Annotated in this window: 8 protein-coding genes; 5 read left to right on the top strand and 3 right to left on the bottom strand. The window is 64.4% G+C overall.

Features of this window, described 5'->3' with window-relative positions; translation table 11 throughout:
• Window positions 1-18 precede the first annotated feature (18 nt).
• The 5 genes from rpoB (at window position 19) to FFS35_RS03640 (ending at window position 10,237) form a co-directional block, all read left to right on the top strand.
• The gene (gene rpoB / locus FFS35_RS03620) at window positions 19-4,167 is read left to right on the top strand and encodes a DNA-directed RNA polymerase subunit beta (RefSeq protein ID WP_137785747.1); all 4,149 of its coding nucleotides are present in this window, start codon (window positions 19-21) and stop codon (window positions 4,165-4,167) included.
• Window positions 4,168-4,244: 77 nt separating this feature from the next.
• On the top strand, window positions 4,245-8,528 hold the full coding sequence (gene rpoC, locus FFS35_RS03625; protein WP_137785748.1) for a DNA-directed RNA polymerase subunit beta': 4,284 nt from the start codon (window positions 4,245-4,247) through the stop codon (window positions 8,526-8,528).
• 372 nt (window positions 8,529-8,900) lie between these two features.
• Window positions 8,901-9,107, top strand: a complete 207-nt coding sequence (locus tag FFS35_RS03630; RefSeq protein ID WP_137785749.1) for a cold-shock protein — start codon at window positions 8,901-8,903, stop codon at window positions 9,105-9,107.
• A 23-nt stretch (window positions 9,108-9,130) separates the two neighbouring features.
• The gene (locus FFS35_RS03635) at window positions 9,131-9,394 is read left to right on the top strand and encodes a hypothetical protein (RefSeq protein ID WP_137785750.1); all 264 of its coding nucleotides are present in this window, start codon (window positions 9,131-9,133) and stop codon (window positions 9,392-9,394) included.
• A gap of 123 nt (window positions 9,395-9,517) precedes the next feature.
• Window positions 9,518-10,237 carry a spermidine synthase gene (locus FFS35_RS03640; protein WP_137785751.1) on the top strand — a complete coding sequence of 240 codons (720 nt, stop codon included), beginning with the start codon at window positions 9,518-9,520 and terminating at the stop codon, window positions 10,235-10,237.
• 15 nt (window positions 10,238-10,252) lie between these two features.
• Here the strand turns inward: FFS35_RS03640 and yghU are convergent, their stop codons facing one another.
• From yghU to FFS35_RS03655, 3 genes are all read right to left on the bottom strand, one after another.
• A complete protein-coding gene (gene yghU, locus FFS35_RS03645) occupies window positions 10,253-11,137 on the bottom strand; it encodes a glutathione-dependent disulfide-bond oxidoreductase (protein WP_137785752.1) in 885 nt (294 codons plus the stop codon).
• Between the two features lie 86 nt (window positions 11,138-11,223).
• Complete coding sequence (locus FFS35_RS03650) at window positions 11,224-11,424, bottom strand: hypothetical protein (RefSeq protein WP_137785950.1); 201 nt, start codon at window positions 11,422-11,424, stop codon at window positions 11,224-11,226.
• A gap of 218 nt (window positions 11,425-11,642) precedes the next feature.
• Window positions 11,643-13,130, bottom strand: a complete 1,488-nt coding sequence (locus FFS35_RS03655) for an ATP-binding protein (protein WP_137785753.1) — start codon at window positions 13,128-13,130, stop codon at window positions 11,643-11,645.
• Window positions 13,131-13,137 lie beyond the last annotated feature (7 nt).

Genomic DNA, 13,137 nt, shown 5'->3' on the forward strand with positions numbered 1-13,137 from the left:
CTGAGGGCTGACAGCTACATGGCATCCAAGGCGATCGAGGGCGCGACCACGCCCAAGCGGCGCATCCGCAAGGTGTTCGGCAATATCCACGAAGTGGTGCAGATGCCGAACCTCATCGAGGTTCAGCGCGAAAGCTACGAACAGTTCCTGCGCTCCGATCCGTCGATCGGCTATGTCTCCGGCCTGGAAAAGACGCTGCGCAGCGTTTTCCCGATCCGCGATTTCGCCGGCACCGCCGAGCTTGATTTCGTGAATTACGAGCTTGAGCATCCCAAGTTCGACGTCGAGGAATGCCGCCAGCGTGGCATCACCTATGCCGCGCCGATGCGCGTCACGCTGCGCCTGATCGTGTTCGAGGTGGATCCCGATACGGAAACCCGCTCCGTGCTCGATATCAAGGAGCAGGACGTGTACATGGGCGACATGCCGCTCATGACCGAGAACGGCACCTTCTTCATCAACGGCACCGAGCGCGTCATCGTCAGCCAGATGCACCGGTCGCCAGGCGTGCTGTTCGATCACGATCGCGGCAAGACCCATGCGAGCGGCAAGTATCTCTTCGCCGCGCGCGTGATCCCGTATCGCGGCTCGTGGCTCGATTTCGAGTTCGACGCGAAGGATATCGTCAACGTCCGTATCGACCGTAAGCGCAAGCTGCCGGTCACGGCGCTGCTCTATGCGCTCGGCCTCAATTCGGAAGAGATCCTCAACCACTTCTACAACCGTCTCACCTTCGTGCGTGGCGATGGCGGCTGGAAGATTCCGTTCCAGGCGGAAAGCTGGCGCGGCGTGAAGCCGATGTTCGACATCGTCGACGGCAATTCCGGCGAGGTGGTGTTCCCCGCCGGCCAGAAGATCAGCCCGCGCGCCGCGAACAAGGCGGCGAAGGACGGCCTGACCGATCTGCTGATCCCGACCGAGGAAATCTTCGGCCGCTATTCCGCGTTCGATCTCATCAACGAGACCACCGGCGAAATCTATGTCGAGGCGGGCGATGAGATTTCGCCCGAAAACCTCGAAAAGCTGGACAAGGCTGGCATCGAGCGCATCGAGCTGCTCGATATCGACCACGTCACGACCGGTCCGTGGATTCGCAACACGCTGAAGGCCGACAAGGCCGAGGAGCGCGAGCAGGCGCTGAGCGACATCTATCGCGTGATGCGCCCGGGCGAGCCGCCGACGCTGGAAACGGCGGAGGCGCTGTTCGGCGGCCTGTTCTTCGATCCCGACCGCTATGATCTTAGCGCCGTCGGCCGCGTGAAGCTCAACATGCGACTGGAGCTGGACGCCGAGGACACGGTGACCACGCTGCGCACCGAGGATATTCTCGCGGTCGTCAAGACGCTCGTCGATCTGAAGGACGGCAAGGGCGAGATCGACGATATCGACAATCTCGGCAACCGCCGCGTCCGTTCGGTGGGCGAGCTTCTGGAGAACCAGTATCGCGTCGGCCTGCTCCGCATGGAGCGCGCGGTTAAGGAGCGTATGTCATCGGTCGACGTGTCGACGGTGATGCCGAACGACCTTATCAACGCGAAGCCGGCGGTGGCCGCGGTGCGCGAGTTCTTCGGTTCGTCGCAGCTCTCGCAGTTCATGGACCAGACCAACCCGCTCTCCGAAGTGACGCACAAGCGCCGCGTTTCGGCGCTCGGGCCGGGCGGTCTCACCCGCGAGCGCGCGGGCTTCGAAGTCCGCGACGTTCACCCGACGCACTATGGCCGCATCTGCCCGATCGAGACGCCGGAAGGCCCGAACATCGGCCTCATCAACAGCCTGGCCTCGTTCAGCCGCGTCAACAAATACGGCTTTATCGAAACCCCGTACCGCAAGATCATCGATGGCAAGGTGACCAACGAGGTCGTCTATCTGTCGGCGATGGAGGAGGCCAAGCACACGATCGCGCAGGCCTCCGCCGATCTGGACGCGGACAACCGCTTCACCGAGGAGCTTGTTTCCTCGCGTCAGGCGGGCGAGTTCCTGATGGCGTTGCCCGATCAGATCACGCTGATGGACGTCTCGCCCAAGCAGCTCGTATCCGTCGCCGCCTCGCTCATCCCGTTCCTGGAGAACGACGACGCGAACCGCGCTTTGATGGGTTCGAACATGCAGCGGCAGGCCGTTCCGCTGGTGAAGGCGGAGGCGCCGTTCGTCGGCACCGGCATGGAGGAGACCGTGGCGCGCGATTCGGGCGCCGCGATCGCCGCCAAGCGCGCCGGCATCATCGATCAGGTTGATGCCAGCCGCATCGTCATCCGCGCTACGGGCGAGGTTTCGGCCGAGGAATCGGGTGTCGACATCTACACGCTGATGAAGTTCCAGCGCTCCAACCAGTCGACCTGCATCAACCAGCGCCCGCTGGTGAAGGTGGGCGACGTGGTGCGCGCCGGCGACATCATCGCGGACGGCCCGTCGACCGAATTCGGCGAGCTGGCGCTGGGCCGCAATGCGCTCGTCGCGTTCATGCCGTGGAACGGCTACAATTACGAGGATTCGATCCTCATCTCCGAGCGGATCGTGAAGGACGACGTGTTCACGTCGATCCACATCGACGAGTTCGAAGTGGCCGCCCGCGACACGAAGCTTGGGCCGGAGGATATCACCCGCGACATCCCGAACGTCGGCGAGGAAGCGCTGCGCAACCTCGACGAGGCGGGCATCGTCTATATCGGTGCCGAGGTGGAACCGGGCGACATCCTGGTCGGGAAGATCACCCCCAAGGGTGAATCGCCGATGACGCCGGAAGAGAAGCTGCTGCGCGCCATCTTCGGCGAGAAGGCATCGGACGTGCGCGATACGTCGCTGCGTCTGCCGCCGGGCGTTGCCGGCACGATCGTGGACGTTCGCGTCTTCAATCGCCACGGCATCGACAAGGACGAGCGCGCGATGGCGATCGAGCGCGAGGAGATCGAGCGCCTGAAGAAGGACTCGGACGACGAGCGCACGATCCTCAACCGGGCGACCTGGAGCCGCCTGCGCGAGATGCTGCTGGATCAGGTCGCCACCGCGGCCCCCAAGGGCATCAAGAAGGGTGTGACCATCGACGCCGACCTGCTCGATTCGGTGGACCGCCACGAATGGTGGAAGTTCGCCGTGCAGGACGACAAGGTCCAGGGCGACCTGGAGACCGTCAAGGCACAGTATGACGAGGCCGCAAAGCGGATCACCGACAAGTTCCACGACCGGCGCGAGAAGCTGGAACGTGGCGACGAGCTGCCGCCGGGCGTGCTGAAGATGGTCAAGGTGTTCGTCGCGGTGAAGCGCAAGCTGCAGCCGGGCGACAAGATGGCCGGCCGCCACGGCAACAAGGGCGTCATCAGCCGCATCCTGCCGGTGGAGGATATGCCGTTCCTCGCCGACGGCACGCCGGTTGATCTGGTGCTCAATCCGCTGGGCGTGCCTTCGCGCATGAACGTCGGGCAGATCTTCGAAACGCATCTCGGCTGGGCCGCGCGCGGCCTTGGCCAGCAGGTTTCGCAGGCGCTGGAGGATTGGCGCGAGGCAAATCCCGATGCCAAGGCCGGTGCAATGCCGGAAGCGGTGAAGGAACGCCTCAAGACGATCTATGGCGAGCATTATCTTGCCGACATCGATTCACGCGATGGCGACGGGATCGTCGAGCTGGCGCAGAACCTGAAAGCCGGTGTTCCGATGGGCACCCCGGTGTTCGACGGCGCGGTGGAAGCCGACGTCGCCGATATGCTGGCGCTGGCGGGTCTGGATTCGTCCGGCCAGTCGGACCTGTTCGACGGGCGCACCGGCGATCAGTTCGATCGCAAGGTGACCGTGGGCATCATCTACATGCTGAAGCTCCACCATCTTGTTGACGACAAGATCCACGCGCGTTCGATCGGCCCGTACAGCCTCGTCACCCAGCAGCCGCTCGGCGGCAAGGCCCAGTTCGGTGGCCAGCGCTTCGGCGAAATGGAAGTGTGGGCGCTGCAGGCTTATGGCGCGGCATACACGCTCCAGGAAATGCTGACGGTGAAGTCCGACGACGTGGTCGGCCGCACCAAGGTCTATGAGGCGATCGTCAAGGGTGACGATACGTTCGAGGCCGGCATCCCGGAGAGCTTCAACGTGCTCGTCAAGGAAATGCGCTCGCTCGGCCTCAACGTCGATCTGAAGTCGATGGACGAGGACGACGGTCTCGCCGAAGCGGCGGAGTAACAGGGAACGGGCGCCGTCGATGGCGGCGCCCTGCCCCCTCTCCACCCAGCAGATTTACCCTCTAGAGGGATGAAGATATGAACGAGATGACACCTTTCGCGAACCCGATCGCGAAGCCCGAAACCTTCGACCAGATCCAGATCGGCATTGCCTCCCCGGATCGCATCCGCTCCTGGTCGTTCGGCGAGATCAAGAAGCCCGAGACGATCAACTACCGCACGTTCAAGCCCGAGCGTGACGGCCTGTTCTGCGCGCGCATCTTCGGCCCGATCAAGGATTACGAATGCTTGTGCGGCAAGTACAAGCGCATGAAATACAAGGGCATCGTCTGCGAGAAGTGCGGCGTGGAGGTTACCGTCTCCAAGGTCCGCCGCGAGCGCATGGGCCATATCGAGCTGGCCGCCCCGGTCGCGCACATCTGGTTCCTGAAGTCGCTGCCGAGCCGCATCGGCCTGCTGCTCGACATGCAGCTCAAGCAGCTCGAGCGCGTGCTGTATTTCGAAGCCTATATCGTCATCGAGCCGGGCCTGACCCCGCTTGAGAAATATCAGCTCCTCACCGAGGACGAGCTGCTCGAGGCGCAGGACGAATATGGCGAGGACGCCTTCTCCGCCGGGATCGGCGCGGAAGCCGTGCGCATCATGCTCGAAAGCCTCGATCTGGAGGGCGAGAAGACCCAGCTTCTGGAAGAGCTTGCCACCACCAAGTCCGAGCTGAAGCCGAAGAAGATCATCAAGCGCCTGAAGGTCGTCGAAAGCTTCCTTGAATCCGGCAACCGGCCGGAGTGGATGATCCTCGAGGTGATCCCGGTCATCCCGCCCGAGCTGCGCCCGCTGGTGCCGCTGGACGGCGGCCGCTTCGCGACGTCGGATCTGAACGATCTGTATCGCCGCGTCATCAACCGCAACAACCGCCTCAAGCGGCTGATGGAGCTGCGCGCGCCGGACATCATCGTCCGCAACGAAAAGCGCATGTTGCAGGAAGCCGTCGATGCGCTGTTCGACAACGGCCGCCGCGGCCGCACGATCACCGGCGCGAACAAGCGCCCGCTCAAGTCGCTGTCCGACATGCTCAAGGGCAAGCAGGGCCGCTTCCGCCAGAACCTGCTCGGCAAGCGCGTCGATTATTCGGGCCGCTCGGTCATCGTGACCGGGCCGGAACTCAAGCTGCACCAGTGCGGCCTGCCGAAGAAGATGGCGCTCGAGCTGTTCAAGCCGTTCATCTACGCCCGTCTCGACGCCAAGGGTCTTTCCATGACCCTGAAGCAGGCGAAGAAGTGGGTCGAGAAGGAGCGCAAGGAAGTCTGGGACATCCTTGACGAGGTGATCCGCGAGCATCCGGTGCTGCTGAACCGCGCGCCGACGCTCCACCGCCTCGGCATCCAGGCGTTCGAGCCGGTGCTGATCGAGGGGAAGGCGATCCAGCTTCACCCGCTCGTCTGCTCGGCATTCAACGCCGACTTCGACGGTGACCAGATGGCCGTGCACGTCCCGCTGAGCCTCGAGGCGCAGCTGGAAGCGCGCGTCCTGATGATGTCGACCAACAACATCCTGTCCCCGGCGAACGGCAAGCCGATCATCGTGCCGTCGCAGGACATGGTGCTTGGCCTGTATTATCTGTCGATGCTCAAGGAAAACGAGCCGGGCGAAGGCATGATGATCTCCGACATGTCGGAGGTGCATCAGGCGCTGAATGCCGGCGCGGTGACCCTGCACACGAAGATCATCAGCCGCGTTCCGCAGACCGACGAAGCCGGCAACCAGTATCTCAAGCGATATGAAACGACCCCGGGCCGCATGCTGCTCGGCGAGTGCCTGCCCCGGAGCCACAAGGTGCCGTTCGAAACGGTCAACCGGCTGCTGACCAAGAAGGACGTCACCGACGTTATCGACGAGGTCTATCGTCACACCGGGCAGAAGGAGACCGTGCTGTTCGCCGATGCGATCATGGCGCTTGGCTTCCGTCATGCGTTCCGCGCCGGCATCTCGTTCGGCAAGGACGACATGGTCATCCCCGGCGACAAGGAGAAGCTTGTCGACGAGACGCGCGACCAGGTGAAGGACTTCGAGCAGCAGTATCAGGACGGCCTGATCACGCAGCAGGAGAAGTACAACAAGGTGATCGACGCCTGGAGCCGTTGCGGCGATCAGGTCGCGAACTCGATGATGAACGAGATCAAGGCGGTAAAGGTCGATCCCGAGACGGGTCGCGAGAAGCCGATCAACTCGATCTACATGATGGCGCATTCCGGTGCGCGTGGTTCGCAGGCGCAGATCAAGCAGCTTGCGGGCATGCGCGGCCTGATGGCCAAGCCGTCGGGCGAGATCATCGAAACGCCGATCATCTCGAACTTCAAGGAAGGCCTGACCGTTCTTGAATATTTCAACTCCACCCACGGCGCCCGCAAGGGTCTCGCGGATACGGCGTTGAAGACCGCGAACTCGGGGTATCTCACCCGCCGCCTCGTCGACGTGTCGCAGGATTGCGTGATCGTCGAAGAGGATTGCGGCACGGAGCGCGCGCTGGAGATGAAGGCGATCGTGCAGGGCGGCACGGTGATCGCGTCGCTGGGCGAGCGCATCCTCGGCCGCACCACGGCGGAGGATATCGTCGATGCCAAGACCAACGATGTCGTCGTCCCGACCGGCACGCTGCTGGACGAGCCGACGGTCGCGCTGATCGAGGGCATCGGCACGCAATCGGTCAAGATCCGCAGCCCGCTGGTCTGCGAATCCAAGGTCGGCGTCTGTGGCAAGTGCTACGGGCGTGATCTGGCGCGCGGCACGCCGGTCAACATCGGCGAGGCGGTCGGCGTGATCGCGGCGCAGTCGATCGGCGAACCGGGCACGCAGCTCACGATGCGTACCTTCCACATCGGCGGCGCGGCGCAGCTCAACGAGACATCGAACCTCGAGGCGCACGCCGACGGCACGGTGGAATTCCGCGATCTGCGCGTGATCGAGGATCAGCGCGGCCGTCGCGTCGTGCTGAGCCGGTCGGGCGAGATGGTCATCAAGGATATGGACGGCCGTGAACTGGCGGTCGATCGCATCCCTTATGGCGCCTATGTGATGTTCGACGACGGCCATATCGTCTCCAAGGGCGATCGCATGGCCGAATGGGATCCGTTCACCATGCCGGTGATTACGGAAACCGGCGGCTCGGTGAAATTCCAGGATCTCGTCGAGAACAAGACGCTCGCGGAGCAGGTGGACGAGGCGACGGGCATCACCCAGCGCGTCGTCACCGAATTCCGCGCCGGAACCAAGTCGAAGGAGGATCTGCGTCCGCGCATCACCCTGCTCGACGAAGGCTCGGGCGAGTCCGCGCGCTACATGCTGGCGCCGGGCGCGGTGCTCTCGGTCGAGGATGGCGCCACTGTGCAGGCTGGTGACGTGCTGGCGCGTGTCGCGCGCGAAAGCGCCAAGACGCGTGACATCACCGGCGGTCTGCCGCGTGTCGCCGAACTGTTCGAGGCGCGTATTCCCAAGGAAGCGGCGATCATCGCCAAGGTTTCCGGCCGGGTCGTGTTCGGCAAGGATTACAAGGCGAAGCGCAAGATCGGCATCCAGCCGGAGGATGGCGGCGAGGTCGTCGAATATCTCGTGCCGAAGTCCAAGGTTATCGACGTTCAGGAAGGCGACTACGTCAAGCGTGGCGACAACCTGATCGGCGGTTCGCCCAATCCGCACGACATTCTGGAAACGATGGGGATCGAGCCGCTGGCCGAATATCTCGTCTCGGAAATCCAGGAGGTCTATCGTCTCCAGGGCGTGAAGATCAACGACAAGCACATCGAGACGATCGTTCGCCAGATGCTGCAGAAGGTGGAAATCACCGACGGCGGCGATACGACGTTGCTCAAGGGCGAGCAGGTCGATCGCGAGGAGATGGACGCGACGAACGACCGGCTGGAAAAGAACCAGGCGCCCGCGCAGGGCAAGCCTGTCCTGCTCGGCATCACCAAGGCAAGCCTGCAGACCCGGTCGTTCATCTCGGCCGCGTCGTTCCAGGAAACGACCCGCGTCCTCACCGAGGCGGCCGTCCAGGGCAAGCAGGATACGCTGATGGGCCTGAAGGAGAATGTGATCGTCGGCCGCCTGATCCCGGCTGGCACAGGCGCAGGCATGAACCGCCTGCGCGTCGCGGCCTCCAGTCGCGATGCGGCGCTCCGCGTCCAGCAGCGCAAGCTGTCGGAAGCGATGGCGATCACCGCGCCGACCAGTGCGGCGCAGGAGCATGCCGCCGAAATGGCCCGCTCCGCGCGTGATTCGCAGGGCACCGGGCCCGATCCGCTCGCCGCGGTAGTCGCCTCCGGCGACGGCAGCGACGAAGCTGCGGGCGAGTATCTGAACGACTGATCGACGGATCCTTCGTGACACGAGGAACCGCCGCCCGGGATGCCGGGCGGCGGTTTCTTTTTCCGCCGTCTTCGACGCTCTAGGCCCTATTTCGGTGGAGTGATCTGGCTAATGCTCCACGTCGCCTTCTGGTGACACGCCCGCGCCCGGCTACCGCGGTTGACGGATTCACGCCCTATTTACCCGGCGCGGCCGATAATTCGCCGGGGCGGCACTATCTTTCCTCGCGGGAACCCCTATGTTCCTGGGGCTGACGTCGCCTGCGACGGATATCGGGCACTCATGCTCCCCTTTGTCCCTTTCTAGCCTCACGACGCCGGGATGCGCTGCTTTTGGCGCATGCCCGTCACATATTGGGACAAGGAATTCCATATGATCACCGGAACCGTAAAATTTTTCAACGCCGACAAGGGTTATGGCTTCATCGCGCCGGAAGACGGCAGCGGCGATGCCTTTGTGCATGTGACCGCGGTCGAGCGCGCCGGGATGCGCACGCTCGATAAGGACCAGCGCGTCACGTACGAGCTTGAAACCGATCGTCGCGGAAAGACCTCGGCGGTCAATCTTCAGGCTGCCTGAAGCAGGTTGAAGGGCGGGGGTCGATGATCCCCGCCAGTTTCCTCGCGTTTCAGGAGAATGCCATGTCCACCCTGTTCTTCTATCGCGAGCAGGCCGCGCAACAGCAGGCGGCAGCGGATGCTGCAACGCTTGATAATGTGCGTGAGCGCTGCCAGCGCGCATCCAATGCCTGGGCGGCGTTGGCCGCCCGCAGCGAGCGTGCGGAAAATTCCCGCATACGAACGGCCGCTGAAAAGCTGCTTGCCGGGCTCGGTGACGGCGCCGAACTGAATCACGCCGCGACCTGAACGGTCGGCGCCGGGGATCCTCCCTGCGCTTGAACAGAAAATTCGTTTGTACGAGGTGGCCGGCATTATCGACCTGTTGTTGCGCGGCGCCTGCAATCCGCGATCTGATCCAGGGGCCGGCGTTTGAGCGCGCCCGGTCTTGCGACCAAGGCCGTCGGCGAGGATGACTGCTGGCCCTTCGGCACTCTTCTGGATTCAGCCGCCATCCCCGGCGGTGGCCACCTTCATCTCTATCGCCACGAACAGGATTATGAGATCCTGTTCGGCGAAGAGCAATTGATGGGCAGTTGGGCGTATCGCTCGGAAAAGGCGCTCGCCACGCTGGTGGTCGACAGGCTTGGCGAGCGTGCCAATAGTGTCCTGATCGGCGGGCTGGGCATGGGTTTTACCCTCGCCGCCGCCCGCGCCGCGCTATCGCCCGCCGCCACGATCGTCGTGGCGGAGCTGGTGCCCAAGGTGGAAGCCTGGGCGCGTGGCCACCTTGCGCACATCTTCGGGGATTCACTCGCCGATCCGCGTGTCACGATCGAAATCCGCGACGTTCATGACCTTATCGTTGAGCGGCGCGGTGAGTTCGACGCGATCCTGCTCGACGTTGACAATGGCCCGGAGGGGCTTGTGAGCCTCGCCAACGAGCGGCTCTACTGCAACTGGGGGCTGAAGGCATCGCACCGCGCGCTGCGCCCCGGTGGCGTGCTGGCGATATGGTCCGCATTCCGGGACGACGAGTTTGCCGAACGGCTGGCCGGCGCCGGATTTGACGTGGAAGAAGTCCGGGAGCCGACCGGTGGCGGCGATGACGAGGCGCCGCATGTAATCTGGCTGGCGACCAGGCGCGACTGATCCGCCTCGATCCTGTCAATCGCCGTCGGATCGATCGTCGCCAGCTTCAAAATCGGCGGCATCGTGGCGCTCGCGCAATTGCCGCTCGCCAAAGGTGCGATTGACGATCCGCCCGCGCTGCACCGCCTCACGGGCGCCGAGCAGCTCCGCCCAGCGACGCAGATGCGGATATTCGTCAACCGACAGGAATTCCTTCGCGTCGTAAGTTCCCGTCAGCAGCCCGCCATACCACGGCCACACCGCCATATCGGCGATCGTGTAGACGTCTCCGGCCAGATATTCGTGCGTCGCGAGATGGGTATCGAGCACATGGAGCTGGCGCTTCGCTTCCATCGCATAGCGGTTGATCGCATATTCGATCTTCAGCGGCGCATAGGCGTAGAAATGGCCGAAGCCGCCGCCCACGAACGGTGCCGAGCCCATCTGCCACATCAGCCAGTTCATCGTCTGCGCCCGTGCGTGATGCTCGGTCGGCAGGAACGCCCCGAACTTCTCCGCCAGATAGAACAGGATCGAGCCGCTCTCGAACAGATGCGTGACCGGATCGGTGGAATGATCGGCAAGCGCGGGAATCTTCGAATTGGGATTGATCGCGACAAAGCCGCTGCCGAACTGATCGCCCTGCCCGATATCGACCAGCCACGCATCATATTCGGCGCCGGCATGGCCTGCGGCGAGCAGCTCTTCGAGCAGGATCGTGACCTTCTGCCCGTTGGGCGTGCCGAGCGAATAGAGCTGCAACGGATGCTTGCCGACCGGCAGTTCCTTGTCGTGCGTGGCGCCGGAGATCGGCCGGTTGATATTGGCGAACCGACCGCCGCTTTCCTTGTCCCACGTCCACACGCGGGGTGGCACATAGCCTGCCGGCTGGTTGTTAGCGGCGTCGTCGGCGTCTGCCATGCGGTCCTCCAGGATAGTCGAACCTGTAGATAGGGTCGCGCGGCGGCAGCGCCAGTCCGTCGCTCAATATAGCGCGTCGTCGCGGCTCATTGTTTCGGCGTGACCCAGACCGAAACGGGCACGACGACCTTGCCCGGCGCGGGCTTGCCGATATCGACGCGATCCGCTGTCACCAGTTCGCCGGTTTCGAGCGTGAATGAAACCCACGGCTTGGGCACGCGGCCGAACGTGAAGCGCTGGATCGGCTGCCCGGTGGTCGAATTCATGATGGTGGCGATGATCGGCATCGCGGGCGGATAGCGACCGGCGGCGAGCGCTGTCCAGCGTGATGCGACGGGAAAATCCCTCGCGACGGCGGCCCGCCTCGCCGCGCGAACAATGACCAGGGCGTTCAAGAGATCCGGCCGGCCGAACGCCCGGTTCCTAGACGGTGAGCACCTGGCCGGGAGCGGCGCTGCGCCTGGCGTACGACCTTGGAAGCGTGCCGAAGTGGCGCCCGGCCGGACTACGCCCGCCGCCGCGTCGTGGCGACGCGGCGCGGCACATGCGCGCGTGGCGGTTCGGGAATCGCCGGCCGCGTGGTCCATCCGAAATGCGGCAGGGTGATCGATCTTTTGCCGACCAGATCGACACGCACGACGATCAGACCCTTCTCCTCGATGAAATCGAGCATCCGCCTGGCTCTGCTGGGCGAGGCCGTGTCGTAGAGGATGGCGAGCGCCGCGTTGTCCGGGCATGGCTCCTCCGCGCGCGCCGCGCGCGCCAGCCCGAGGAACGGCGCGAGCATCTCCTCCGGCAGCGCGTCGCCGAGCGCCAGCACATCGGCCCAGTCCTCGTCCGGGCCCAGCCCCGCGCGCGCGATCGCGAACTGCCGGCGGAAACGGTCCAGCGGCTCGTTCGCGATCACGCCGCGCATCCGGCAGCGCACCTGATAATCCTGATACAGTTGCGGCAGCGGCATCCGCGCCCCCTCCCCCGCCATCTGCGCCATCACGTCCGCGCGCACGGCTTCCTGCGCCGCTTCGTCCAGCTCGGGCAGATCGGGCACGGCCACCGGATCCGGCGCGGCCATCGCGCTTTGCATCAGTTCCGAGATCGACGGCGGCGGGGGCGCGGGAAGCGGCGGCGGCGCGTCATCGGCGCCGGCGGTGAACAGTCGTTCGCGCAGGCCGTCCACATCCGCTTCCGGCAGCGGCATCAGCTTGGGGCTGACGTTGCGCGCCGAGGTGGTGACGCTGCCGATCCTCACGCTGATCGGGCGGCGCGAGATCGCCGGGCCGAGCGCGAGAAATTCGCCGCGCGTCAGATCGCGGATCTGATCGGCCTGCCGCCGCTCCATCCCCAGCAGATCGGCGGCGCGCGCCATGTCGATATCGAGGAAGGTCCGCCCCATCAGGAAATTGGATGCCTCCGCCGCGACATTCTTCGCCAGTTTCGCCAGCCGCTGCGTGGCGATCACCCCGGCCAGCCCGCGCTTGCGGCCACGGCACATGAGGTTCGTCATCGCCGCCAGCGAGGCGCGGCGCGCTTCCTCGCCCACCTCCCCCGCGGCGGCAGGCGCGAAAAGCTGCGCCTCATCGACCACCACGAGGATCGGATACCATTGTTCGCGCGGCGCATCGAACAGCGTGGACAGAAAGCCCGCCGTGCAACGCAGTTGATCGTCCACCTCCAGCCCGTCGAGGTTGAGCACGATCGAGGCACGATGCTCACGCGCGCGGGCCGCAAGCCGCTCGATCTCGATCAGGCTGTAGTGCGCGGCATCCACGGCGACATGGCTGAACGAATCCGCCAGCGAGACGAAATCGCCCTCGGGATCGATGACGACCTGCTGCACCAGCCCGGCGCTCCCTTCGAGCAGGCGGCGCAGGAGATGCGACTTGCCCGAGCCGGAATTGCCCTGAACGAGCAGGCGCGTGGCGAGCAGTTCCTCCAGGTCCAGCTCGACCGGGCGCCCCGATCCATCGAATCCCATGTCGATCTTGGCAGTCATCCGCCGT

The organism is Sphingomonas sp. 3P27F8 (assembly GCF_005502745.1).
In the GTDB taxonomy this organism is placed as follows: Bacteria; Pseudomonadota; Alphaproteobacteria; order Sphingomonadales; family Sphingomonadaceae; genus Sphingomonas.